23 protein-coding genes are annotated in these 25444 nt (G+C 56.7%); 7 read left to right on the forward strand and 16 right to left on the reverse strand.

The annotated features are described in order from the left end of the window. Window positions 1-18: 18 nt before the first annotated feature. From BG910_RS08655 to BG910_RS08665, 3 genes are all read right to left on the reverse strand, one after another. Window positions 19-705 (reverse strand): NADPH-dependent oxidoreductase, encoded by a 687-nt coding sequence (locus BG910_RS08655; protein WP_089036492.1) that lies wholly within the window; start codon window positions 703-705, stop codon window positions 19-21. A 133-nt stretch (window positions 706-838) separates the two neighbouring features. Beyond that, on the reverse strand, window positions 839-2671 hold the full coding sequence (locus tag BG910_RS08660; RefSeq protein ID WP_089036493.1) for a lytic transglycosylase domain-containing protein: 1833 nt from the start codon (window positions 2669-2671) through the stop codon (window positions 839-841). A 247-nt stretch (window positions 2672-2918) separates the two neighbouring features. Further along, a complete protein-coding gene (locus tag BG910_RS08665) occupies window positions 2919-4346 on the reverse strand; it encodes an MFS transporter (protein WP_089036494.1) in 1428 nt (475 codons plus the stop codon). A gap of 134 nt (window positions 4347-4480) precedes the next feature. On the opposite strand from BG910_RS08665, the gene BG910_RS08670 reads away from it, so the two are divergent. Continuing rightward, the gene (locus tag BG910_RS08670; protein WP_089036495.1) at window positions 4481-5047 is read left to right on the forward strand and encodes an NADPH-dependent FMN reductase; all 567 of its coding nucleotides are present in this window, start codon (window positions 4481-4483) and stop codon (window positions 5045-5047) included. Between the two features lie 43 nt (window positions 5048-5090). Here the strand turns inward: BG910_RS08670 and BG910_RS08675 are convergent, their stop codons facing one another. Then, a complete protein-coding gene (locus tag BG910_RS08675; protein WP_089036496.1) occupies window positions 5091-7262 on the reverse strand; it encodes a primosomal protein N' in 2172 nt (723 codons plus the stop codon). A gap of 141 nt (window positions 7263-7403) precedes the next feature. Here BG910_RS08675 and BG910_RS08680 point away from each other — a divergent pair, with 141 nt between their 5' ends. Next, complete coding sequence (locus BG910_RS08680) at window positions 7404-8219, forward strand: DsbC family protein (RefSeq protein ID WP_089036497.1); 816 nt, start codon at window positions 7404-7406, stop codon at window positions 8217-8219. Between the two features lie 303 nt (window positions 8220-8522). Here BG910_RS08680 and tsaD read toward each other — a convergent pair whose 3' ends face one another. After that, window positions 8523-9584, reverse strand: coding sequence for a tRNA (adenosine(37)-N6)-threonylcarbamoyltransferase complex transferase subunit TsaD (tsaD, locus tag BG910_RS08685; protein WP_089037209.1), 1062 nt, complete (start codon window positions 9582-9584; stop codon window positions 8523-8525). 288 nt (window positions 9585-9872) lie between these two features. Between tsaD and BG910_RS08690 the strand changes: the two genes are divergently transcribed. The 3 genes from BG910_RS08690 (at window position 9873) to BG910_RS08700 (ending at window position 11659) form a co-directional block, all read left to right on the forward strand. Beyond that, complete coding sequence (locus BG910_RS08690) at window positions 9873-10244, forward strand: hypothetical protein (protein WP_089036498.1); 372 nt, start codon at window positions 9873-9875, stop codon at window positions 10242-10244. Between the two features lie 183 nt (window positions 10245-10427). Continuing rightward, complete coding sequence (gene pnuC, locus BG910_RS08695; protein ID WP_089037210.1) at window positions 10428-11015, forward strand: nicotinamide riboside transporter PnuC; 588 nt, start codon at window positions 10428-10430, stop codon at window positions 11013-11015. Next, window positions 10985-11659: a thiamine diphosphokinase gene (locus BG910_RS08700; RefSeq protein ID WP_198344779.1), complete on the forward strand. Its 675-nt coding sequence runs from the start codon at window positions 10985-10987 to the stop codon at window positions 11657-11659. Before pnuC ends, BG910_RS08700 begins: the two co-directional genes overlap by 31 nt. A 72-nt stretch (window positions 11660-11731) precedes the next feature. On the opposite strand, the gene mtgA is transcribed toward BG910_RS08700, so the two are convergent. Next, window positions 11732-12430: a monofunctional biosynthetic peptidoglycan transglycosylase gene (gene mtgA / locus BG910_RS08705; RefSeq protein WP_089036499.1), complete on the reverse strand. Its 699-nt coding sequence runs from the start codon at window positions 12428-12430 to the stop codon at window positions 11732-11734. Next, window positions 12430-13245: a shikimate dehydrogenase gene (gene aroE / locus BG910_RS08710; RefSeq protein ID WP_089036500.1), complete on the reverse strand. Its 816-nt coding sequence runs from the start codon at window positions 13243-13245 to the stop codon at window positions 12430-12432. The genes mtgA and aroE overlap by 1 nt, the downstream gene beginning before the upstream one ends. Before the next feature lie 275 nt (window positions 13246-13520). Between aroE and glnA the strand changes: the two genes are divergently transcribed. Beyond that, window positions 13521-14939, forward strand: a complete 1419-nt coding sequence (gene glnA, locus BG910_RS08715) for a type I glutamate--ammonia ligase (protein WP_089036501.1) — start codon at window positions 13521-13523, stop codon at window positions 14937-14939. Between the two features lie 115 nt (window positions 14940-15054). Continuing rightward, window positions 15055-15642 (forward strand): phosphatase domain-containing putative toxin, encoded by a 588-nt coding sequence (locus tag BG910_RS08720; protein WP_089036502.1) that lies wholly within the window; start codon window positions 15055-15057, stop codon window positions 15640-15642. A 48-nt stretch (window positions 15643-15690) separates the two neighbouring features. Here the strand turns inward: BG910_RS08720 and BG910_RS08725 are convergent, their stop codons facing one another. The 9 genes from BG910_RS08725 to pgaC all read right to left on the reverse strand — a co-directional run bounded on the left by BG910_RS08725 (window position 15691) and on the right by pgaC (window position 25342). Beyond that, window positions 15691-15993, reverse strand: a complete 303-nt coding sequence (locus tag BG910_RS08725) for a hypothetical protein (protein ID WP_089036503.1) — start codon at window positions 15991-15993, stop codon at window positions 15691-15693. A 119-nt stretch (window positions 15994-16112) separates the two neighbouring features. After that, window positions 16113-17591, reverse strand: a complete 1479-nt coding sequence (gene ubiD / locus BG910_RS08730; RefSeq protein WP_089036504.1) for a 4-hydroxy-3-polyprenylbenzoate decarboxylase — start codon at window positions 17589-17591, stop codon at window positions 16113-16115. A 501-nt stretch (window positions 17592-18092) separates the two neighbouring features. Beyond that, window positions 18093-18416, reverse strand: coding sequence for an NGK_0946 family protein (locus BG910_RS08735; protein ID WP_089036505.1), 324 nt, complete (start codon window positions 18414-18416; stop codon window positions 18093-18095). Between the two features lie 31 nt (window positions 18417-18447). Then, entirely contained in the window at window positions 18448-18690 is a 243-nt protein-coding gene (locus BG910_RS08740; RefSeq protein ID WP_089036506.1) for a hypothetical protein, read from the reverse strand. A gap of 185 nt (window positions 18691-18875) precedes the next feature. Further along, complete coding sequence (ruvC, locus tag BG910_RS08745; RefSeq protein ID WP_089036507.1) at window positions 18876-19412, reverse strand: crossover junction endodeoxyribonuclease RuvC; 537 nt, start codon at window positions 19410-19412, stop codon at window positions 18876-18878. A gap of 132 nt (window positions 19413-19544) precedes the next feature. Then, entirely contained in the window at window positions 19545-21500 is a 1956-nt protein-coding gene (gene rpoD, locus BG910_RS08750) for an RNA polymerase sigma factor RpoD (RefSeq protein WP_089036508.1), read from the reverse strand. A 305-nt stretch (window positions 21501-21805) separates the two neighbouring features. After that, window positions 21806-23587, reverse strand: a complete 1782-nt coding sequence (dnaG, locus tag BG910_RS08755) for a DNA primase (protein WP_089036509.1) — start codon at window positions 23585-23587, stop codon at window positions 21806-21808. A gap of 194 nt (window positions 23588-23781) precedes the next feature. After that, window positions 23782-24096: a hypothetical protein gene (locus tag BG910_RS08760; RefSeq protein WP_089036510.1), complete on the reverse strand. Its 315-nt coding sequence runs from the start codon at window positions 24094-24096 to the stop codon at window positions 23782-23784. A 25-nt stretch (window positions 24097-24121) separates the two neighbouring features. Next, window positions 24122-25342 (reverse strand): poly-beta-1,6-N-acetyl-D-glucosamine synthase, encoded by a 1221-nt coding sequence (gene pgaC / locus BG910_RS08765; protein WP_089036511.1) that lies wholly within the window; start codon window positions 25340-25342, stop codon window positions 24122-24124. Between the last annotated feature and the right edge of the window lie 102 nt (window positions 25343-25444).

A 25444-nucleotide genomic window follows, 5' to 3' on the forward strand; every position in this document is an offset into this window, starting at 1 on the left:
CGGGCGTATCCAAATCGGTCAGAAAGCCTTGGCGGCGCAAAACGTGTGCCAGCTTTTGGCGGTTCGGCTGTTGCCGCCGCGTGTTTGGTAATATTCGGTCAGCAGGCGGTCGTATTCGGTCAGTTCCGGCAGATGTTCGCTGACGGGCGTATAGCGGTTTTCCATATGCGTGATTGCCGCGGGCAGGCGCGGCTTCTGTTCGGGCGATTGGTCGGGGTAGCCGACGGCCAGTGCGAACACAGGGAAAGTGCGCTCGGGCAGGGCAAGCAGTTCGATAACGCGGGCGGCGTCGGTCAGAATACTGCCGAGGTAAACGGTACCCAGCCCCATGCTTTCGGCGGCCAAAACCATATTCTGCGCGGCAATCGAGCAGTCGTACACGCCTGCCAAAAAGCGGTCGGCGCTGCCTTGGTGAACCGGATTGACGCCCTGCATTTCGGCGATTTCGCTGTTGCGGGCGAGGTCGGCAACAAACATAAATAGATGGCCGTTTTCGCGGACATACGGCTGTGTGCTGATGTCTGAGAGCGCTTGTTTGAGCGCAGGGTCGGTGATGCTGATGATGGTGCAGGCCTGCATATAGCTGCTGGTCGCGCCGCAGCGGGCGGCGTCGACCAATGCGTTGATTTGTGCGGCGTCCAGCGCTTCGGGTTTGAATTTGCGGATGCTGCGGTGTTGTTTTTGGAGGTCGGTAATCGGATTCATGGCCGGCTTTCGGTTTGGTGGAACGATAGGGGGAACTGTAACGCAGTTTGCTGTTTGGTACGAACAAAAAACATCACAGGCCGTCTGAAAACTTTCAGACGGCCTGTGATGTTTAAAAACGGATAAAACCGAATCAATATCTTGCCGGTACCGTGCCCATGCGCTGTTTCAGCGAGGTTTGCGGTTCGTTGAACAGATCTGCGTAGTAGGTCGCGTTGGTCATGACTTTTTTCACATAGTCGCGCGTTTCGGTAAACGGAATGGTTTCGGCGTAAATCGCGCCTTCCAGCGGGGTAGTGGCCTGCCATTTTCGGGCGCGGCTGGGGCCGGCGTTGTAGCCTGCGGTGGCCATCACTTCGTTGTTTTGCAGGCGGCGTTTGACGTCGGCCATATACCATGTGCCCATGCGGATGTTGCCGTCCATCGTGTAAAGCTCTTGCGAACTCATGCCGATTTTGCCGGCGATCTCGCGGGCGGTGGCGGGCATGACCTGCATCAGGCCCTGCGCGCCGACGCTGGATTGTGCGCCCATCATAAAGCGGCTTTCCTGACGGATCAGGCCGTAAACCCAGGCGGGATCGACGCCGGCCTGATTGGCAAAACGGGTGGTGGTGTCTTTAAACGGCGAGAGATAGCGCAGTTTGTAGTTGAGCTTTTTGTCGGTGCGCTCGGCGCTATTGATCGCCATTTCGTAAAACTTCTGGTCGTAGGCCAGTTGGGCGGCGGCGAGGAGTTTGTCTTCGTCGAAGCCGCGGGTGGCAAAACGCCATTCCGCCTGCGCTTGACGGCGCATTTTGAAATCGCTGCCGCTGTTTTTAAACAAAACCAGCGCGCGGTCGATGGCGCCGTCTTTCGCCATGCGTTTCACTTCGCCGTGCCCCGCGTCGGAAACATTGCTCTTGGTGCTGACGCGGCGGCCGAGTTCTTCGCCCGCCATTACGGCGTAGAAATTGCGGCCGGTGGCAGCGGCTTTTTCATACAGCGCGTCGGCGCGGCCTTTGTTGCCCTGTGCGGCGTAACTGCGGCCGAGCCAGTAGAGCCAGGTCGGGTCGTTTTGCAGCTTGGCGGGCATACTTTGGATCACGCCGGCCAGTTCGTTCCAGCGTTGCAGGCGCAGCGCGGCGCGGGCGTTCCATTCGAGCTGTTCGTTGTTGAGCTGCGAGCGGTCCGCAACGCGGCCGTAATACGTCATCGCCGTCGGCATATTCTGGTTTTGCGCCTGATAATGCCCCAACACGCCCCAAGCGTAGCTGCTTTGCGCACGGCTCAAGCCGCCTTCCATCGCCGAGAGCGTCGCCGCCGCCGAAGCGGATTTGCGCGCTTCTTTGCCGATGGCCTTCAGCAGCGAATATTCCTGCGCACCTTGCGAACCGCCTTCAAACGGGCTGCCCAAAGCCGCCGCCAGATTGCGCGCGTCGGTAATCTGGTTGGCCGCCAGCAGGCCGCGCACACGGCGCCAGGCATCGTCGGTTTTCAGACGGCCTTGTGCCGCTGCGGTTTCAATCAGGCGGGTGCAGCCTTCCGGCAGTCTGCCTGTTTCGCGCACCAATTCCGCCGCTTTGCCGCCGTTGCCGTCGTTCAATTCGGCGTAACACTCGGTTTCCTGCGCACGCCCCGCCTTGTCGAGTTTTTTGTATTCCTGACGGAACACATCCCACTGCCCGCGCTGGCCGAGGCTTTTCAGCCATTCGTTGCGCACGTTTTCCGCCATCGCGCTGTCGCCGGCGTTGGCAAGATACTGCTGCACCCACGCATCGTCGCCGCTTTTTGCAGCGTTCATCGCGCTCTCATAACCGCCGAAATCCGACAAAACTTTAGACGCGCTCTCGCTGCGGCGGACAGGCGAAGCGTCTTCGACGGTCGGTTTGGTTTTGGCGGCGGCGGATTTGTCTTCAGAGGCGCAAGCCGACAAAACGGCGGCGGCGATTAAGGTCAGCGATAGGGAAAGTGTGCGTTTGATGGTCATAAAATATTTCTCGGTGTCGTGGTGTTTTTGGATTTTTCAGACGGCCTGATGCCGTTTGTCTGACAGATAAACCGCATATCGAAATGCGGAAATTTGAAATAAAAAACAGGCCTGCATTCTAAATGATTCGGACGGTTTTGCCGATTTTTCAGGGAGACTTTACATTTTCGGGCGGAGTTCTCGAGACAGGCCGTCTGAAAAATACGGTTATTTTCAGACGGCCTGCCTTTCCAATTCCCGCCCCAAACTATTTCTGATGCGGCTTCAGCTTTGCCGCACAAAAGATCATCATCACGCCCACGGCCAGCGCGCTACCCATCGCCAGATGGATGCCGTCGAGCATCGCCGCCTGCAGCGTGGCGGCGGACGACAGCTTTTCGCCGATGTTGGTCAGGCCGACGAAAAACGCTGCGCCGATGGCACCGAAAATCGGGTTGATTGTGGTCAGAATCGCCGCGCCGTGCGGATTAAGCTGTTTGGGCAGCGCATTGAGTCCGTGCGCTTCGCCCGTGACGCAGGCGGAAACGGCAGTGGCAAACAGCGCAAACATCGCGGAAATCATCACCACCTGCGTATCCAGCCGCAAAAACGTCCACAACACCAACACCGCCCCCGTCAGCGCAAACGTAGCCGGCAAGACGACGAAACGCCCGCCTTTTTTATCCAGCAGCCGTCCGAAAAACGGCGCGGAAACGGCCTGCGCGATGCTGGCGGGCATCATCATCAGGCCGGTTGCCGTGCCCGTAATCATCAAGACCTGCTGGGTGTACATCGGCATCAAGAGTTCCATGCCCAAAAACAGAAAACCCGACGACGCCAAAATCACGACGCAGTAGCCAAACTGCCTATAGCCCAACGCGCGCAGGTTCAACAGCGGCGTGGCCAAATGAAACTGGCGGCGGGCAAACCAGCCGACCAACACCAGCGATGCGGCGAAAAATGCGGCAAATTCCAAAGCCGACAAATGAGCGAAATTGCTGCTGGCAAACACCAACCCGCCGAATCCCGCCACCGACAATACCGCCGAGAGCGCGTCGATTTTCGGACGCGTGATGTTGCTCAGATTGACCGTAAGATATTTCGACACCAGCAGCATCGCCGCCAGCATAAACGGCGCGGTAAACCCAAACAAAATGCGCCAATGGGTGTGGTCGATAATCACGCCCGAAATCGTCGGTCCCAGCGCCGGCGCAACAGTAAACATCATCGTCAGCACGCCCATCGCCGTACCGCGATGCGCAGGCGGGAAAATCGTCAGAATGCCGTTAAACAGCAGCGGCACAAAAAACGCCGCCGCCACCGCCTGCACCATCCGCCCCGCCAGCAACACCCCAAACGTCGGCGCAAACGCGCACACCAGCGAGCCCGCCAAAAACGTCGCCTGCGTAACCAGCACCATTTTGCGCGTTTCCAGCCATTGAATCGCCGCTGCCGTCATCGGCGCAAATGCGCCCATTACCAGCAGAAAGCCCGTCGTCAGCCACTGCACCATGGTTTTGTCCACCCCGAAATCACGCATAATCGGCGTGAGCGCCACATTGAGCAACGTGTCGTTGAGGTAGCCGAAAAACGCGCCGATAAACAACGTGGCAACGATGGTTTTGGCGGGAAAGTCGGGGTTGTCGGCGAAATATTCGTGCGCCGCCCTCCCTCCGTTATTATCAGAAGCGTCCATATCTGTTTGAATTTAAAATTGAAAGCGCAAAATTATAACACAAATGCCGTCTGAAAAATGCTTGCATGTTTTCAGACGGCACACTAAAATACAAATAATAATTATTTTTATTTTCTAACAATGGGAAAGAAACAATGAGCAAAAAAGTCAGTATTTTGGTCGGCAGCCTGCGCAAAGGTTCGTTTGCCCGAAAAACCGCCCAAAACGTGATTCCGATGTTTCCTGCGGACTATGAAGCGAAAATCGTCGAAATCGGCGGCCTGCCGCTTTACAGCTTCGACTACGACGACCCAAACGAAACCGACTGCCCCGTACCTGAAAGCTACACGCAGTTCCGCGAAACCATCAAGGCATCTGCGGGCGTATTGTTTGTGACTGCCGAAAACAACCGCACCGTGCCTGCCTGCTTGAAAAACGCAATCGACATCGGATCGAAACCGAATGCCGATGTCGCTTGGAAAAACGTGCCCGCAGGCATCATCAGCCATTCGGTCGGCAAAATGGGCGGTTACAGCGCACACAAAAACCTGCGCCTCGCGCTTTCCTATTTCGATATGCCGCTGACGGGGCAGCCCGAGATATTTTTAGGCAACTCACCCACTATGTTCGACGAAGAAGGAAAACTGGTTGAGTCGGCAAGAAAATTTGTTCAGAGCTATATCGAGCAGCTGGTTGCATTGATTGAGAAAAATCCGAAATAAGCCTTGGTAAGCAGATGCCGTCTGAAAACCTGTTCAGACGGCATTACATCTCCTGCGGATCGACATCGACGCTCCAGCGGATTTCGGCGTCTTTATTCTGCTGCAACGCCCGTATCCACAGGCTTACGACGTGGTGCAGGTCTTTGCGCGAGGCGGATTCGAGGAAGATTTGGGCGCGTTCGCGTTCGGCGAGGCGCACCATCAGCATGGGGGCGGGGCCGAACAGGGAAACGCCCCCGGCGAGCCGTGGTGCGAGTTCGGCCTTGATTCGGTTGAGAAAATCCATCGCGGCGGCGACGTTGGGCGCATCGGCGCGGATGGCCGTCTGAAAACCGAAAGGCGGCATATTGAACATCTGCCGTTCGGCCAATTCGTTTTCAGCGAATTTCCGGAAATCCTGCGCTTTGACGGCGGCAAACACAGGATGCTCGGGCAGCTGGGTCTGGATCAGAACGCCGCCCGCGGTTTCGGCGCGCCCCGCACGGCCGGAAACCTGCATCAGTTCGGCAAATAGCCGCTCGGGGGCGCGGAAGTCGGCGCTGTAAAGGCTGCCGTCGGCATTCAACACAATCACCAGATTCAGCCGCGCGAAGTCGTGGCCTTTGGCGAGCATCTGCGTGCCGACGAGAATGTCGATGTCGTTTTCGGCGATGCGGCGGTAGAGATCCGCCCAGTCGTTTTTGTGCGCCGTGCTGTCGCGGTCAACGCGGGCGGTTTTGGCCTGCGGCAGGAAGTTGCGCAGGGTTTCTTCGACGCGCTGCGTGCCGTGGCCGACGGCGGTCAGATCCTGATTGCCGCAGCTAGGGCATTTGAACGGCACGGGTTCGCGGTGGTCGCAATGGTGGCAGCGCAGCTGGCGGGCGCGTTGGTGGAACACCATTTTCGCCGAGCAGTTGGGGCAGCCGAAAGTATGCCCGCAGTCGCCGCAAAACAGCGCGGGCGCGAAGCCGCGGCGGTTGAGATACACCAGCGACATGCCGCCTTTTTCAAAATTTTTCTTCAATAAATCCAGCGCTTGCGGCGAGAAGCCGTTGTCGAGTTTCAGACGGCCTACGTTGAGGATTTCCACTTTCGGCAGTTTGGCCCCGGCGTGGGCGCGCTCGGTCAGCTCCAATAATTGATACGCGCCGCTTTGCGCTTTGTGCCAGCTCCCGAGGCTGGGCGTGGCGCTGCCCAACACAACCGGACAAGCCGCCTGTTTCGCCCGCCAAACCGCTAAATCCCGCGCCTGATAGCGCAATTCGTTGTCCTGCTTAAACGATCCGTCGTGTTCCTCATCAACCACAATCAGTCCGAGGTTTTTCATCGGCGTGAACACCGAAAGGCGCGTGCCGATAATCAGTTTGGCCTGCCCGAGCATGGCGCTCAGATAATCCTGCGTGCGCCGGCCGGCGGCGGTCCGGCTGTGCAAAACGGCGGTCGGCACGTCGGCAAAACGCGCTTCCACCCGCTTCAAAAGCTGCGGCGTGAGGTTGATTTCGGGCAGTAAAAACAACACCTGTTTTCCCGAAGCCAATACTTTTGCCGCCGCATCGAAATACACTTCGGTTTTGCCGCTGCCCGTGATGCCGTAGAGCAGAAACGGCTTGAAACGCCCGAAGGCCGTCTGAATCTGTTCCGACGCGGCCTGCTGTCGGGCGTTTAAAATTTTTTCAGATGGCCGCAACACGGGCAGCGCCGCCTGCTTGGTTTCCAGCCAGCCCGCCGCCGTCCATTCCTCCAGCAGTTTCGCCGCCTGACTGTTGACCCGTTTCAAGGCCGGGAGCGTGAGGCCGTCTGAATGTTGCAGCGCCTGCCACAACGCGGCTTTTTTGTGAAACCGCGCCGGCGGCGGCGTTTGCGCCCTGCCGGTTCCGTTCAGCGCGTAAAACAGCGGCGGCTCGGGCGTTTCCACTGCTTTCGCTTCCTTCAAACCCTGCGGCAGCGCGGTAAACACCGCCTGCCCGAGCGGATAGTGGTAATAGCGCGCGGTAAATTCCAGCAGCTTGCGCCAGTCTTCCGGCAGCGCGGGTTCGCCGCTAAAGGCTGTCTGAATATTCAGAATTTTCGCCGCCGCAATTTCGGGCGAAACATGGTTCGCCCAAACAATCCCCGCCTGCGGCCTGTTGCGGAAAGGCACTACCACGCGCGTGCCCGCGGGCAGGGCTTCGGGGTGGGCGTAGGTCAGAAGACCGTCTGAAATCGGGATATTGAGGGCGATATGATGGTAAATCATGGCAGTTTGCTGAAAATCCGTCAGACCGCATTTTAGCAGTTATCGCGTCGCGAAAAAGCGGGTTTCCGTTCCGTAAATGCGAATGTCCGCCCGCTCTGTTACAATGCCGTTTTTCTTAATCACCACAGTTTTTTTCCGACCATGAACAACAAATTCATCAAAGCGCTCCTGCCGTTCGCATTACTTCCCCTCATCGCCTGCGGCCAGACCGGCGGCAGCCAGAAAACCGTCTCAGAATCCAAAGCCTCATCCGCGCCGGCCGCAGCCGCTTCCGCCGCCAAACCCGCAGCAGGCAATGTAGCCGAAGCGCTCAAAGCCAGGCTCGAGCAGACCTACGGCGCACAAAAACTCAAAGTCATCAGCGTATCCGAAACCCCCGTACAGGGCATTTACGAAGTCGTCGTCAGCGGCAAACAGGTCATCTACACCGACGCCAAAGGCGACTATATGTTTGTCGGCGACCTCATCAACGTCAACACCCGCGAAAGCCTCACCGAAGCACGCGCCGCCGAGTTGAACAAAATCGACTTTTCCACCCTGCCGTTTGACAAAGCGATTAAAGAAGTGCGCGGCAACGGCAAGCTCAAAGTCGCCGTATTCTCCGACCCCGACTGCCCGTTCTGCAAACGCTTGGAACACGAAATCGTCAAAATGACCGACGTTACCGTCTACAACTTCATGATGCCGATTGCCAGCCTCCACCCCGACGCCGCCCGCAAAGCCGAGCTGATTTGGTGCCAAAGCGACCGTACCAAAGCGTGGACCGACTGGATGCGTAACGGCAAACTGCCCGCCGCCGCCAAAGCCTGCGACAACCCCGTCGCCGAAACCACTTCGCTGGGCGAACAGCTCGGCTTTACCGGCACGCCCACGCTGGTGTTCCCCAACGGCCACACCCAAAGCGGTTACAGCCCCATGCCGCAACTTCAGGAAATCATTGCGAAAAATCAGAAATGATTGGGTAAGGGTTTGAAAAATAAAGGCCGTCTGAAAAGTTTTCAGACGGCCTTTGCTTATCCGGCGAAATCCATTAAAACCGCGTAGGTACGGTTAGCCGCCATAAGCGGCGTAATCGTACGGACAGTCTATAGATTAAGATGCCGTCTGAAAAGTTTGTGATTTTTCAGGCGGCATCACCATTCGGACGGTTACGCTTTGCTTGGGGCAAAGCCAACCGTCCCTACGCGGGCTTTTTCAGCCATCCCCCGATAAAAATGCCGTCTGAAAATATTTTTCAGACGGCATTTAATTATTTCGGGCTTATTTCACAATCTCCGACAGCGGCCAGCGCGGTTTGACGTTGAAACCGCCGGCTTCGCGCTGTTCGTGCAGGCGCATGGCGCCGGCGAAGGCGATCATGGCGCCGTTGTCGGTGCAGTAGGCCAGCGGCGGGAAATAGACTTTGACCGCTTCGGGCTGCGCTTTGGCGCGGCCTTTTTCAGACGGCACGGTAACGGTCAGGCGGCTGAAGGTGTCGCGCAGTTTCCAGTTGGCGCCCACGCCGCCGGCGACCACCAGCGTGCGGAAACCCGTGTCCAGCAGGGCTTTGCGGCATTTGGCGGTTAAGACGTCCACCACCGCGTCTTGAAACGCGCGGCAGATGTCGTTGCGCGTTTGCCCGGGTATGATGCCGCCCGTTTCGGCGTGGACTTTTTCCACGGCGGTCAAGACGGCGGTTTTCAGACCGGAAAAACTCATCTGCAAATCGTGCGAATGCAGCATGGGGCGCGGGAACGAAAATGCGTCGGGGCGGCCGGATCTGGCCAGCTCGGAAAGCTGTGCGCCGCCGGGATACGGCAGGCCGAGCAGTTTGGCGGTTTTGTCGAACGCCTCGCCCGCCGCGTCGTCCACGCTTTCGCCCAAGAGCGTGTAATCGCCGATGCCGCGCACGGCCATGATCTGCGTGTGTCCGCCCGAAACCAAAAGCGCGACAAACGGGAACGCGGGTTTGTCGTCGGCCAAAAGCGGCGAGAGCAGATGGCCTTCGAGGTGGTGTACGGGAATCACGGGTTTGCCCAGCGCAAACGCCAGCGCGTTGGCAAAGCTCGAACCCGCGAGCAGCGCGCCGCCCAAGCCCGGCCCCTGCGTAAACGCCACAGCGTCGATGTCGCCGTAGTCCGCACCCGCTTCGCACAGGCAGCCTTCGGTCAGCGGCACAAGGCGGCGGATGTGGTCGCGGCTCGCCAATTCCGGCACCACGCCGCCGTATTCGGCGTGCATCGCCATTTGTGTGTGCAGTTGGTGCGCAACCAAGCCGCGTTCGCTGTCGTAAAGCGCTACGCCCGTTTCGTCGCATGAAGATTCGATTCCCAATACCAGCATTTTGTTGAGGCCGTCTGAAAAAAACAAAGCGTTATTTTAGCCGATTCCGTCTTATGGGAAACAGTTTCAGACGGCCTTTTTGACGTGCAGGCCGTCTGAAACGCCCAAGCCGTTCGGATAAATTCTGCAATCGTCATGCAGGTTTGCGAAAAGCGCCGTAAACCGCGCCCGCCGCTGTGCCGACTTAGGTAAAACCGCGTTTATCCGCTTGGCGCGGCGGCAGTATGTCGATAAGATGGCGGCATCCGTAACGCAGGCGCCGCCTGTTTGATAAAGAAGGAAAACAGTATGACCAAAGCAAAATCCCTGATGCTTACCGGCATTTTGGCCCTTTTCTCCGCCAGCGCATTTGCCGCACCGATGCCGCATGAAATCTACAAACCTGCGGGCGCGCGCACCGTCAAGGCCGACCGCCAAGGCAACGGCGAATTCGAATACGTCGCCGAACTGCGCGGCCGCCGCGGCAGCATTCCCGCCATCGCCAAACGCGTCATCGCCCACGCCCGCCACAACGGTTTCAAAGTGGTCGAATCCGAAATCAAACGCGACGACGCGGATTTGAAATTCAAACGCGGTAATCAGGAGTTGGACGTTTCCATCGAAGACAAAGACAACGGCCGCATCGAATACAAAGCGGACTTGGATTTGGATAAAAACTGATCGGTCTGAAACCCGAAGCGCCTCGAAACCCGGTTGTAAAAATCCGGCTTTCGGGGCGTATTTTTTATGACTGAATCCGGCAAAGCCTTTAAAATCCGGTCTGACGCAAAACAGCGTTTGACGGTTCCGCCGCAACGGCGGGTATCTGTTTTCAGACGGCCTTCTATTCAGGAAAAACAAAAAATGTGGCAAACCCTGACCGCCTACATCACCGCCAATCCTTTGGAAGTATTCGGCGTGCTGCTGGGCTTTGTTTACCTCTGGCTCGAGTGGCGTGCGAGCATCTGGCTTTGGGTGGTGGGCGTGGTGATGCCCGCAGTGTACGCCGTCGTGTTCTACCGATCCGGCCTCTACGCCGATTCCTCCATGCAGCTCTACTACATCGCCGCCGCCGTTTACGGCATCCGGCTTTGGAAAACGGGCAGAAGCGGTTCGACCCGCCCCATCAGCCGCTGCCCGCGCCGTGTCTATCTGCCGCTGGCAGCTGCGACCGCGCTTCTTTGGCTGCTGCTGGGCGGGCTGTTGATGCAGACCGACAGCAACGTCGTTTGGGCGGATGCGTTTACTACGGCGCTGAGCATGACCGCCACTTGGGTCTTGGCACAGAAATATGCCGAACACTGGCTGGCGTGGATAGTCGTCAACGCCGTCAGCACCGTTTTATACGTTTACAAAGGGCTGGACTTTACCGCGTTTCTCTACGCGTTCTACACCGCCGCCTCCTTCTTCGGCTACTTCAAATGGCTGAAAATCATGAAAGCGCAGGCATGAACAACGCCCACATCCGCCGCTTCATCGGCACGCCCGAAGCCGTCATCCTCGCCGACGGCGATTATCCGCAACACCCGCTGCCGCTGCATTATCTCGACAGCGTTCCCGTCATTGCCTGTTGCGATGGCGCGGCCAACGCCCACATCGCCAAAGGCCGCCGTCCCTCGCTGATTATCGGCGACGGCGACAGCGTCCTGCCCGAACACCGCGCCGCCTACGCCGACATCCTTTACATCGAGCGCGAGCAGGAAAGCAACGACTTGAGCAAGGCCGTTGCCCTGCTTGTTTCACGCAATATCCGCAACATCCTGATTCTCGGCGCCACCGGCAAACGCGAAGACCACACACTCGCCAACATCAGCCTGCTGATGAACTACCACCGCCGCCAAATCCGCACCCTGATGCTCACCGACTACGGCCTGTTTGCGCCGTTTAGCAACATTGCCCGCTGGCAAAGCCCCGTCGGCAGCCGCGTATCCGTGTTCAACTTCGGTGCAAAAAACCTCGTCAGCCGCGGTTTGGAATACCCGCTTTATGATTTGGAAGAATGGTGGCAGGGTACGCTCAACACCACATCCGCGCCCGAAGCGGAAGTTTCCGCCGACGGGGATTTTCTGCTGTATTTTGCCTTGGGCGGGCGGTAAGGGTTGGAATGCCGGTACATTGAATAAAGGCCGTCTGAAAATTTCAGACGGCCTCCATTATTTTCAAATCTGCTACATCTCACTCTCAGGCAACTCTGCCGAACCCATTCTGCGCAGGATAATATTGGTTTTTCCGCGCAGGCGCCTGCTTTTCGGGTTGTCGGCGTAAAACAGCGGCGCGGGCACGCGGGCGGCGAGTTTGGCGGCCTGCTGTTTGCTCAAAACGGCGGCGGGTTTGCCGTAGAATTTCTGCGCGGCGGCTTCTGCGCCGAAGACGCCGTGGCTCCATTCGATTACGTTGAGATACAGCTCGAAGATGCGGTCTTTGTCGGTGGTTGCTTCGAGCATGGCGGTGATAGCGGCTTCTTCGCCTTTGCGGATGTAGCTCTGCCAGCTGTTGAGAAACAGGTTTTTAGAAAGCTGCTGGCTGATGGTCGAACCGCCGCCGCGGATTTCGCCGCTTTGGCGGTTGCGCTTCATGGCATATCGGATGCCGCCCCAGTCGAAGCCGCTGTGGGCGGCGAAATTGGCGTCTTCCGAGGCAATCAGGGCTTTTTTGAGGTTGACGGAAATGCGCTCGTAGGGCACCCAACGGTAGTCGAGTGCGACGTCTTTACCGGCGCTGCGGTATTCGTTCATGCGCATGCTCATAAACGCGCTTTGGTGCGGGGCGACGGCGCGGTAGGTGATGATGTTGCCGTACACATAGGCGTTGAAAAAAACAAATACGGCCAGCGGCAGCGCCAGCAGCCATTTGATGATGCGGAACATTATTCGGCTTCTTTCATGTGTTCGTACACGGATTTGATTTCGGGGGCGAATCCGCGCCAGAGCCAGTAGGAAAAAGCGGCCTGCCCGACCAGCATACCCAGCCCGTCGGCGGTTTGTGCGGCGCCCGATTGGCGGGCGAAGGCGAGAAACGGCTCGGACGCCTGCCCGTAAACCATGTCGTAGGCGAGCCGGCAGTTGCCGAACACTGCGGGCGCGATGTCGGGCAGGCCGCCGCTGAGGCCGCCTGAAGAGCCGTTGATGATGATGTCGAAACGGTTTTCCGGCAATTCGTCCATCGGCAGCGCGGCGATGCCGAAAATTCCGGCAATTTCGGCGGCTTTTTCGTGGGTGCGGTTGGTCACGGTGATGCTTGCGGGCTGTTTTTCCAGCAACACGGGAATCACGCCGCGCACCGCGCCTCCTGCGCCGATCAGCAAGATATGTCTGCCCGCGATTTCCACGCCCTGCGCCTGGATAATGTCGTTAACCATGCCGACGCCGTCGCTGTTGTCGCCGCGGAAACGGCCGTCTGAAAGCGGAATCAGGGTGTTGACCGCACCTGCGGCAAGTGCGCGCTCGGAATGTTCGTCGGCAAATTTGAAGGCTTCGAGTTTGAAGGGAACGGTAATGTTTGCGCCCTTGCCGCCGGCAGCGAAAAAGGCGGCGGCGGCTTCGGTGAATTTTCCGGGTTCGGCGGGGATGCGGTCGTAGTCGATTTCCGCGCCTTCCTGTTTGGCAAATTCCTGATGGATCTGCGGCGATTTGCTGTGGGCGACGGGGTTGCCGAAGACGGCGTAGCGCGGTTTGGCGTTCATATTTTCAGACGGCCTGTGGTTTGCGGAAAGCGTCATTATAGCGGGATTTATGCGTTTTTTAACGGCTTTTGAATCAAAGCGCGCAAAGAGGCAGATTGTTGACAATCAGGCCGTCTGAAACTATATTCCCCACGTTAAAAATCCTTATCTTCAAGCGGTGGCGGAACGGCGTTCGGAATATTTTTTCAGACGGCCCGATATGGCGAAAAGTGATAGAATAAGCGCCGTATTTCCATTTCCGCAAATACCCGTTTCCCTCTTTTCAGGAGCCGACTATGTCTGTCAAAAATGCTGTAAAACTGATTGAAGAAAGCGAAGCCCGCTTCGTGGACTTGCGCTTTACCGATACCAAAGGCAAACAACACCACTTTACCGTGCCCGCGCGCATCGTTTTGGAAGACCCCGAAGAATGGTTTGAAAACGGTCAGGCGTTTGACGGCTCGTCGATCGGCGGCTGGAAAGGCATTCAGGCTTCCGACATGCAGCTTCGCCCCGACCCCGACACCGCGTATGTCGATCCGTTTTACGACGACCCGACCGTCGTGTTTACCTGCGACGTCATCGACCCCGCCGACGGCCAGGGCTACGACCGCGACCCGCGTTCCATCGCCAAACGCGCCGAAGCCTACCTGAAAGCCAGCGGCATCGGCGACACCGCGTTCTTCGGCCCCGAGCCGGAATTTTTCGTTTTCGACGGCGTAGAGTTTGAAACTTCCATGCACAAAACCCGTTACGAAATCACCTCGGAAAGCGGCGCATGGTCAAGCGGCAACCATTACGACGGCCAAAACACCGGCCACCGCCCCACCGTCAAAGGCGGCTACGCCCCCGTCGCCCCGATTGACGCCGGCCAGGATCTGCGCTCGGCAATGGTCAATATTCTGGAAGAACTCGGCATCGAAGTCGAAGTGCACCACAGCGAAGTCGGTACCGGCTCGCAGATGGAAATCGGCACCAAATTCGGCACGCTGGTCAAACGCGCCGATCAAACCCAAGACATGAAATACGTCATCCAAAACGTCGCCCACAACTTCGGTAAAACCGCCACCTTCATGCCCAAACCCATCATGGGCGACAACGGCAGCGGCATGCACGTCCACCAGTCCATCTGGAAAGACGGCCGAAACCTCTTCGCAGGCGACGGCTACGCCGGCCTGAGCGACACCGCCCTCTACTACATCGGCGGCATCATCAAACACGCCAAAGCGCTCAACGCGATTACCAACCCCTCGACCAACTCCTACAAACGCCTCGTGCCGCACTTTGAAGCGCCCGTCAAACTGGCCTATTCCGCCAAAAACCGTTCCGCTTCCATCCGCATTCCGTCGGTCAACAGCGTCAAAGCCCGCCGCATCGAAGCGCGCTTCCCCGACCCGACCGCCAACCCCTACCTGGCGTTTGCCGCCCTCTTGATGGCGGGTTTGGACGGCATCCAAAACAAAATCCACCCGGGCGATCCGGCCACCAAAAATCTCTACGACCTGCCGCCCGAAGAAGACGCACAAATCCCGACCGTGTGCACCTCTTTGGAAGAAGCCCTCGCCGCCCTCAAAGCCGACCACGAGTTTCTGACCCGCGGCGGCGTGTTCAGCAAAGACTGGATCGACAGCTTTATCGCCTTCAAAGAAGAAGACGTCCGCCGCATCCAAATGGCGCCGCACCCGCTGGAATTCGAAATGTATTACAGCCTGTAAACATTAAGCCGAAGAAAGGCCGTCTGAAAAACCGCAATGGTTTTCAGACGGCCTTTAAACACCTCCGAACATATTTAAACGTGATGAGCATCCTGTTTTGCAGCCTCAAAAAATCATGAACGTCCCCGCCGCCGTATTACTCGCCGTCAGTCTGACAGCCTGCCAAATTCCGCACCGCACCGTTACGCAAGAAATCCGCAGCCGCTGGGCGGAACCTGTCAAACGCGATGCCAATCTCTACCGCATCGACGACAAACTCTACCGCAGCGAACAGCCCGTCGCCGCAGACATCCCCGTTCTCTATAAATCCGGCATCCAAACCGTCGTCAATCTGCGTTTCTTCGACCGCGACGACGACCGCAGACAGATTGGTAAAAGCGGCCTCACCCTCATCAATTACCCTCTGCTTAGCTGGCACATCACCCCGAAGCAAATCGCCGAAGTCCTCTACATCATCGAAATGCGGCAGCAAAACGGCGCCGTTTTGGTGCATTGCTACCACGGCGCCGACCGCACCGGCCTGGTTTCGGGTATGTACCGCATCATCTATCAAGGCCGCAGCATCCGAGATGCCCGTGACGAAATGGTTAAGGGACCTTTCGGCTATCACAGCATTTGGATTAATATTGCCAAGCTGTTCAGCGAAGAAAAAGTTGCCGAGGTCAGGCGGCATCTGCAAACGCTGCGCAGACAAAACCGGTAAACACACTGATAAAAAGGCCGTCTGAAATTTCAGACGGCCTTTTTGCCGTTATTCGCATTTCAACTGTTTGGCTTTGCCGGCAAACGAATCTTCGGCAATCTGACAGAGTTTTTCGCGTTGGGCAGGGGTAGCGGCGGGTAGCGCCTGCCGCAGCATTTTGGTATTACCCGCGTGAAAGTCTGCGGCTTTTCCTGCTTTTTTATAGCACGCTTCGGCTCGGGTAAAGTAGGTTTGGCAGATTTTCGGCAGTTCTTCAAAACTCAGCGGCTTGCTGTGGTGTCCGCGGGCAGAGACAGTCGTGGTGCAGAGTAGGGCGGACAGGAGTAATACGGATTTTGTCAGAGTGTTCATGGCTTTGCTCTTTAAAAAATCATGGAATCCGAATTTTAAACCGGCCGGGCGGCGCGGTATCGGTGTCAGGTCAGATATTGTGCGGAAACGGCGGCGGGCTTTTCAGACGGCCTCAATATTTACAAACCCAGTTCCCCCCACATCTCATCGACTTTCTTCACCACCTCAGTATCGCGCTCGATCACGCGCCCCCATTCGCGGTCGGTTTCGCCTGGCCATTTGTTGGTCGCGTCCAAACCCATTTTGCCGCCCAAACCGCTGACGGGGCTGGCGAAATCGAGATAATCAATCGGCGTGTTTTCCACCAAAACCGTATCGCGCACGGGGTCCATGCGCGTGGTGACCGCCCAAATCACTTCTTTCCAGTCGCGGCAGTCCACATCGTCGTCCACCACGATGATGAATTTGGTGTACATAAACTGGCGCAGGAACGACCAGCAGCCCATCATCACGCGCTTGGCGTGCCCGGCATACTGCTTTTTAATCGACACCACCGCCATGCGGTAGGAACAGCCCTCGGGCGGCAGGTAGAAATCAACGATTTCAGGAAACTGCTTTTGCAGGAGCGGCACGAACACTTCGTTCAAGGCCACACCCAATACCGCAGGCTCGTCGGGCGGTTTGCCCGTGTAGGTGGAATGGTAAACCGGGTCTTTGCGCATGGTGATGCGTTCGACGGTGAACACGGGAAAATGATCCTGTTCGTTGTAATAGCCCGTGTGGTCGCCGTAAGGCCCTTCCAGCGCGGTTTCGTCGGGATAAATCACGCCTTCCAGCACGATTTCCGCCCGCGCGGGCACCTGCAAATCGTTGCCGATGCACTTCACCAGTTCGGTGCGCGAACCGCGCAGCAGACCGGCAAACTGGTATTCGCTCAGCGTATCGGGCACAGGCGTAACCGCGCCCAAAATGGTCGCAGGATCGCAGCCCAGCACCACGGCCACGGGATACGGTTGCCCCGGATTGGCTTTTTTGAACGCCTGAAAATCCAGCGCGCCGCCGCGGTGCGCCAGCCAGCGCATAATCAGCTTGTTTTTGCCGATGAGCTGCTGGCGGTAGATGCCCAGATTCTGGCGTTTTTTGTGCGGCCCGCGCGTAACGGTCAAGCCCCACGTAACCAGCGGCGCAACGTCTTCCGGCCAGCAGTACTGTATCGGAAGTTTATACAAATCAACCGCTTCGTCTTCCCACACGATTTCCTGACACGGCGCATTTTTCACCACATTCGGCGCCATGCTCCAAATGTCTTTCAACAGTGGCAGCTTGGAAAACGCATCCTTAATCCCCTTCGGCGGATCGGGTTCTTTCAGGTAGGCCAGCGTTTGGCCGATTTCGCGCAGCTTGGACACACTGTCCGCGCCCATCCCCAGCGCCACCCGCTCGGGCGTGCCGAACAGGTTGGCCAACACGGGATAATCGTAGCGGCTGCCGTCGGGCTTGACGGCGTTTTCAAACAACAGCGCAGGCCCTTGGGCACGCAGCACGCGGTCGGAAATTTCGGTCATTTCCAAATGCGGCGACACAGGCGTACCGATGCGCTTGAGCTTGCCCTGCTGCTCAAGCATGGCGATGAAGTCTCTTAAGTCTTTGTATTTCATGATTGGTTTGGCCGATTACTGATAAACGGGTCTGGGCGGCATAATCTGAAATCCTAAGATTCGACCGCTGTAACAGAATCCGCATTTTATCAGGAATACCGGGGCTGAGACCCCTGCAAAAATCAAAAGGGCAGGGCTTTGCAAAAAGGCCGTCTGAAACAGAAAAATCATGGTTGTTTCAGACGGCCTTTAGTCAGGTATAGTGGATTAAAATAAGAAAGATACAAGGCGGCAAGGCGCAGACAGTACGGGTAGTACGGGACAGATGAACTTGGCGGCGCTTCAGCGCCTTAGTGAATCGTCCTCTTTGAACTCAGCCGCAGCCAACGCTGTAGCTTTTTTATTTTAATCCACTATATTTTCTATTTTTAAAAAGGCATCGGCTTATAGGCAGTTTTACCGTTTTTCCCGCCTGAAGCAGGACACTGAAAACAAAATGCCGTCTGAAAACCATATTTCTCAGACGGCATTTGCGTATCTGCATCCGAACCGGATACGGAATCAGAATGTGTGTTTGATATTGCTGATTGTGCCGACAACACCGTTGAGCAGCAGTAAACCGCCGCCGACCGTACCCATCGTGCTGCGGATACCGTCTTGTTTATTGTTGCGTTTTTCACGTTCCAAAGCCAACTCTTCAGAGACATTGGTACGCTGGCGGCGGTGTTGTTCCAACTCGGCGCGGCTCAACTGGGCTTCGGGACGGTTGCGGCCGGCTTTGATGGCGGCGGAGTCGTCGCCGATGGCCAGATTGCCGACGGAATTCGGGGAAGTGCAGGCCGCCAGAGCGCTGCTCAACAGCAATACGGACAGGATTTTTTTCATGGTTGAAGTTTCCTAAACAGGGGATTCGGTATTAATGGAGAATGTAAACTTTTCGGTTGCCGTAGGCACGGTTGATGGCATCGGCTTCATTCATCATTTCTTCGCGTCGTTCGCGGCGTCGTTCGGCACGCTCGGCACGTTCGGCATCTTGGACGGCCATTGAATTGGCACGCATTTCTGCCGGCGACTGGTCGCTGACGAAACGTTGGTCGGCATAGGTGCAGGCGCTCAGTAATACGACGGCGGTCAGAACAGATGCTGCGGTTTTTATCATTGAAGTAACTCCCGTTGGAGATTGGTCGGAAAGGGAGCCGATTTTACCGTTCGGCTATCATTCCGTCAACATAAGATGCCTGCTGTTTTTAAACCAATACCCTGTTTCTAAATTTATTTTTCCGTCTCCGGAGGTGGAAAGGCATATATTGGCTGTCGGGACGAGACATCCGCAATGAATCCGCACTATTGAAACCGGCCGCGTTTGACCCTCATGCCGCTGCCCACCTGCGAGGCCAACCCGTGGTTGCGCAGCGCATGGGTCAGCGCAACCGCCAGCCCGTCGGCGGCATCGGCCTGCGGCGTACCCGACAGGCCCAACATCTGCACGACCATATGCTGCACCTGCTCTTTCGCTGCCTTGCCCTGGCCGACCACCGCCTGTTTGACCTGCAATGCCGTGTATTCCGATACCGGCAGCCCGCCCATCACCAGCGCCGCCACCGCCGCGCCGCGCGCCTGCCCGAGCATCAGCGTGGAAGCAGGATTGACGTTGACAAACACCTGTTCTACCGCCGCCTGATGCGGCTGATAGACGCGGATGATTTCGTCGATGTGTTTCACGATCACGGCGATGCGTTCCGCCAACGGCGCGTTGGGCACGGTTTTGATGCAGCCCGAAGCCACATAAAAATGCTCGCGCCCGCTCACATCAATCACGCCGAAACCCGTTACGCGGCTGCCGGGGTCGATACCTAAAATTCTGGCGGGGATTTTGTTCATGCGCGGATTATAGCCGAATCAGGGCTCAGGCCGTCTGAAAAATAGGCATATCTTTTTTCAGACAGCCTGAGACACTCTGCCAAACCCGTTGCAACAAAAAACCGCAGATTTTCCAATCTGCGGTTTCGCTTGTTACTGCTTGTTGTCTTCGCTGTCCAAGAAGCTCTTCAGGCGGTCGCTGCGGGTGGGGTGGCGCAGTTTGCGCAGGGCTTTGGCTTCGATTTGGCGGATGCGTTCGCGGGTAACGTCAAACTGTTTGCCGACTTCTTCCAACGTGTGGTCGGTGTTCATGTCGATGCCGAAGCGCATACGCAAAACTTTTGCTTCGCGCGGGGTCAGGCTTTCGAGCACTTCTTTGGTCACTTCGTGCAGGCTGGAATACATCGCGGCATCGGCGGGAGCGACGTTGTTCGCGTCTTCGATGAAGTCGCCCAAGTGCGAATCGTCGTCGTCGCCGATGGGGGTTTCCATCGAAATCGGTTCTTTGGCGATTTTCATGATTTTGCGGATTTTGTCTTCCGGCATTTCCATCAGTTCGGCCAGTTTGGCGGAGTCGGGCTCTTCGCCGTTTTCTTGCAGGTATTGGCGCGAGATGCGGTTCATTTTGTTGATGGTTTCAATCATGTGCACCGGAATGCGGATGGTACGCGCTTGGTCGGCAATCGAGCGGGTAATGGCCTGACGAATCCACCAAGTGGCATAGGTCGAGAATTTGTAGCCGCGGCGGTATTCGAATTTGTCCACCGCTTTCATCAGACCGATGTTGCCTTCCTGAATCAAATCAAGGAACTGCAAGCCGCGGTTGGTGTATTTCTTAGCGATGGAAATTACCAGACGCAGGTTGGCCTGAATCATTTCCTGCTTGGCGGCAGCGGTTTCTTTTTCGCTGACGACCATGTTTTTGTTGATTTCTTTGAGTTCGTCGATGGAAATCTGGGTTTCTTTTTCCATGTCGGCCAACGCGGTTTGTTTTTCCAGAATGGCATGGCGGAAACGGTCGAGGGCGTCGCTCCAGACGCGGCCTTTGGCGATTTCTTCTTCGACCCAGCCCAAATCGGTCATGGACGGCAGGAAGTTTTGGATGAAATATTCGCGCTCCATGTGGACGCGCTCGAGGCAGATGTCGCGGATTTCGCGCTCGAGTTTGCGGATGCTTTCGACGCGGCTGCGCAGGCTGTTGCTGAGGCTTTCAATCTGGCGGGTGGCGAAGCGCACTTCCAGAAGTTTGGCGGCGATGGCATCGCGGTGGCTCAGGTAGCTTTCGTGACGGCTGTTGTTTTTCTCCAGCGCGGCAATCATTTTGACGTAGTCGGTTTGGATTTGGGCAAAGTGATCCAGCACTTTCTGTTTCAACTCTTCCAGTTTTGCTGCGGACAGGGCTTCGCTGTCGCTGCTGCCGGAATCATCGTCGTCATCGTCACCGTCATTATCGTCATCGTCGCTCTCATCGTTGCTGCTGTCGGCTTTTTCGGGTGCGCTGCTTTCCAAATGGCCCAAACCCAATTCGTTGAGTAAAACTTCATTGGGATCGATAATGGCTTCGACGACTTCGTCCACACGGATTTTGCCGTCGCGAACCTGACCGATCAAGGCGAGAATTTCGGCGACCGAACCGGGGCAGGCGGAAATGGCCTGAACCATGTTTTTCAGCGCATTTTCGATTTTTTTTGCGATGATGATTTCGTCTTCGCGGGTGAGCAGATCAACCTGACCCATTTCGCGCATATACATCCGCACGGGGTCGGTGGTGCGGCCGAACTCGGAATCGGCGCTGGAAAGGGCGGCTTCGGCTTCTTCAACGGCGTCGTCGTCGGTCATGGCGGCGGCGTTGTCGCTGAGCAGGATGTCTTCTGCATCCGGCGCCTGTTCGGTCACTTGGATGCCCAAACCGGAAATCATACTGACGATGTTGTCGATCTGTTCGGCGTCCGACATGTCGTCGGGCAGGGCGTCGTTGATTTCGGCGTAGGTGATGTAGCCGCGCTCTTTGCCCATGATGATGAGTTGGCGCAGGCGGGCGCGCTGTTCCTCTACGGTCAGCGGACGGTTGTCGTCTTGATCCTGGTATTCGTCGTTTAGTTTGGACATGGTTATCTCGTTGTTTACACTAAAAAATGCCGAAGGTTTGTACTGCTAGGTACACCTGACAGGCGGGGCAGAGCTGTATCTGCATCTTTCGCGAAGCGGCTGAAACGGCTACTGCGTTGCTGCGCCTCGCCGTACTGTTTGTACTGTCTCCGGCTTGCGGCCTTGTATCCGTTCGCCGCTTCACGACAGGTTTTCACAGGCTCTGAGGCCGTCTGAAACTTTTTATCGGTGTTCTGCGCGTCAAGACGTTTCGCAGCGGGAGACAGGGTTTTCAGACGGCCTTAGGGATTTTTAACACATTAATATCAATGGGCTTTCGACATCAGTAAAGACACCAAAAGTTTTTTCTCGTAATCGTTCAAACCGCCGTTGGCGCTTTTCTGCTTCAGCGATTCGATTTGGCTGTTTTTCAATTTGTTTAACAGCTTTTTCATGCCGATTTTGAAATTTTCGCCGTCTTCTTCGCTGCCGTTTTCCAATTCGTCGGAATGTTGAAGCGTCGAAGCGAAGATTTTGTTGAGAACAGCTTCGTAAGGTGAGCCGCGCATGTGTTCCAAAATCTGTGCGCTGCTCGGCGCAGGTTGGTGGCTTTTGATGATTTCGGCGAGGTTGGCGAGACAGGCGAAGTCGCCGTCGAGCGCCAGATATTCGGGCAAATCTATATATGAAGCCCAAGCCGGATTTATCAAGAGGCTGCGGATTTGGCGTTGCACCAGCGTCAGCATCTGCGGCTGGCGGGCGGTTTCTTTCGGCAGTTTGTAGTTTTTCTGCTTCACATGGCGCTTGGGCGCTTCCTGCCCGAGCAGTTGGGCGAGGTTGTCGGGATCGATGCCGACGAGTTCGCTCAATTTCTGTTTTAAGAGAAAACCCAGCGCGGGCGCGGTAATCTGCGCTAAAAGCGGCGAGGCGGTTTTGACCAGCTCGGCTTTGCCTTCCTGCGTATCGAGGTTGAGGCCGTCTGAAAGGTTTTCCCAGAAATATTCCGACAATGGTTTGCTTTGGTGGATGAGCGCGTCTTCAAACTGCGCTTTGCCGTATTCTCGGATGTAGCTGTCGGGGTCGTGTTCGGCGGGCAGGAAGAGGAAATGCAGCGATTTGTCGTCTTTCAACTGCGGCAGCGCGTTTTCCAGCGCGCGCCATGCGGCCTTGCGGCCGGCGGCGTCGCCGTCGAAACAGAAATAGACGCTGTCGGTCTGGCGCATCAGGATTTTGACGTGTTCCGCCGTGGTCGATGTGCCCAGCGAAGCGACGCCGTAGCCGATGCCGAACTGCGCCAGCGCGACCACGTCCATATAGCCTTCGACCACCAAAATCCGCCCCGCCTCTTTAATCGCAGCGCGGCCTTCGTAGAGGCCGTAGAGGTTTTTGCCTTTGTCAAACAACGGCGTATCGGGCGAGTTGAGGTATTTGGGTTTGGAATCGTCCAATACTCGCCCGCCGAAGCCGATGACCTGCCCTTTGGTGTCGCGGATCGGAAACATAATCCGATGGCGGAAACGGTCGTAATGGCGGTTTTGCTCTTCGTTGTGGATGACCTGTCCGCTTTCCACCAGCGGGGTGGACGGGTAGGGCCGGAACACTTGCGACAGGGGCTGCCAGCCGTCGGGCGCGTAGCCCAAGCCGTAGTGGGCAATGATTTCCGCGTTGAGGCCGCGTTTGTCCAAATACTGTTGCGCTTCGGGCGAAGTTTTCAGACGGCCTTGATAGAAATCGGCGCACGCCTGCATGGTTTCTTCCAGCGTCTGCTGTTTTTTCTTGCGCTCGGCGCGTTCCTGCGGATTGTCGTCGCGCCCGCGCGTTTTCGGTACGGTCATGCCGGCGCGGTCGGCGAGAAACTGCACGGCTTCGGTAAAACCCAAGCCCTGATATTCCATGATGAAGCCGATGGCCGAACCGTGTGCGCCGCAGCCGAAGCAGTGGTAAAACTGCTTGGTCGGGCTGACGAAAAACGACGGCGATTTTTCTTTGTGAAACGGGCAGCAGGCCATGTAGTTCGCCCCGCCTTTTTTCAGCGGCACGCGCTCGTCGATAATATCGACAATATCGGTTTTGGCCAGCAGCTCGTCGATGAAGTCGGTTGGAATCATGGTCTGGGTGGATGAGGCCGTCTGAAAAATCCGGCTGCGGGCAGACGGGTTTTCAGACGGCCTTCGGGGGTTTGGAAAACGGCGCTTTGCGCGCTTGGGCGCGTTCGGCAAAATTCAGACGGCCTCTTCAATCCGAAAGGCCGTCTGAAAATTATAGCATTTTTTCAGACGGCCCGGCATGGCGGCGTTCGCCGTCAGTGCGGCGTATAGGTGGGGCGGTTGTTGCGGGTGCGGGCGGATTTCCAAGACATCAGGATGCCCCATATCTGCACGACAACCAGCTGCATCAATACCACGGCGAAAGCCGTGCAGGCGATGTCCCGCAGTGTCCAGCTTCCGATCAGCGGACGGGTAAACAGGGCGAGGCGGTCGTTGGCAACCAGATAGGCGGTCAGCCCCCAAAGCCCCCAAATCAAGACGAACGCGATGAGGCTTTTGATGACGCGTGTGGTCGGGCAGTGGTCGGCTTTGCGGATAATCATTTGTTTGCGTAATTCCGGGCAGTACATGGTTTTATTCTCCTTTTTGACGGGGTTATTGAATGCCGCGGTCGGGACTGATCCAAGTGGCTTTACGGGTTTTGTCGCGAAACAGGGCTTTGGGGAAGCCGATGACCAGCGTCAGACTGTTGAGCATCCAGAAAGCGTAGGGATACCAGATACAGGTAATGAAATAGCGGAACAGGTTGCGCTCGTAGCGGTTGTCGATAAAGAGGCTGACGGAAAGTTGGATCAGGAAGGCTATAAACGTGGCCAAGCCGCCGACTTTAAACAGCATCGGATTGATGCTGCCGTTGAACATATAGAAGAAAGTCAGAACGGTGGTGGCTAAGAGGGCGTATGCCCACAATAGGGTAACGAAATATTCGGAATAAAGCGGCCAGAGGCGGATGTTTTTCGATTTCAGAATCTGCGGCGTGTATTTCAAAATGACTTCCGCACCGCCCTGTGCCCAGCGCAGGCGCTGGCGGTAGAGGCCGCGGAACGTTTCGGGCATCAGCACCCAGCAGAGCGCGCGCGGTTCGTACACGATTTCATAGCCCGAGGTTTGGACTTTCCAACTGATGTCGATGTCGTCGGTAACCATGTTTTCGCTCCAGCCGCCGATTTTCCGCCAAATATCGCGACGAATGCTCATGATGACCCCGGATACGGTAAACAGCGTTCCCGCCAGACTTTGCGAGCGCTTGATCAGGCCGATGATGGAGCTGAATTCGGCCACTTGGAGTTTGCCCAGAATCGTACTGCGGTTGCGCACACGCGGGTTGCCGGTAACGGCGCCGACTTCGGGGCGCTGTTCCAGCGTATCGACGATGAACTCAAGCGCGTGGTAATCGAGTACGGCATCACCGTCGATGCCGACCAGATATTTCCCCCGTGCGGCGCGTGCGCCGTTGTTCATCGCCGAAGCCTTGCCGCCGTTGGGCTGGTCGATGACGGTGATGCGGCCGGACTGTTTTTCCCATTTGCGCAACAGCTTGAGCGTATCGTCTTTGCTGCCGTCGTTGATGAAAATCAGCTCGTAGTTGGGGTAGGTAAGCTGCAAAAGATGGGGAATGGACGCATCAAGGTTGTCCGCTTCGTTGAAACAGGGAATCAGAATGCTGACCGGCGGCGCATTTTCCCGCGTAAATTCAGGTTTGATGTCGCGCTTTTCCCAAATCAGGAAATAAATCAGACCGGAAAGCGTCCAGTAAACCGACATGATTCCGGGGTAGAGCATGACAAAAGCGGAAAGATATTCGAACCAGTTCATTATTGCATTTGTTCGGGTTAGTGTTTCGGGCGGACAGGCCGTCTGAAACGGGGTTTAGCGGCGGCAGATTTTCAGACGGCCTGCGGCGGTTTTTTCGGGCTT

The sequence above is a fragment of the Neisseria chenwenguii genome (assembly GCF_002216145.1).
In the GTDB taxonomy this organism is placed as follows: Bacteria; Pseudomonadota; Gammaproteobacteria; order Burkholderiales; family Neisseriaceae; genus Neisseria; species Neisseria chenwenguii.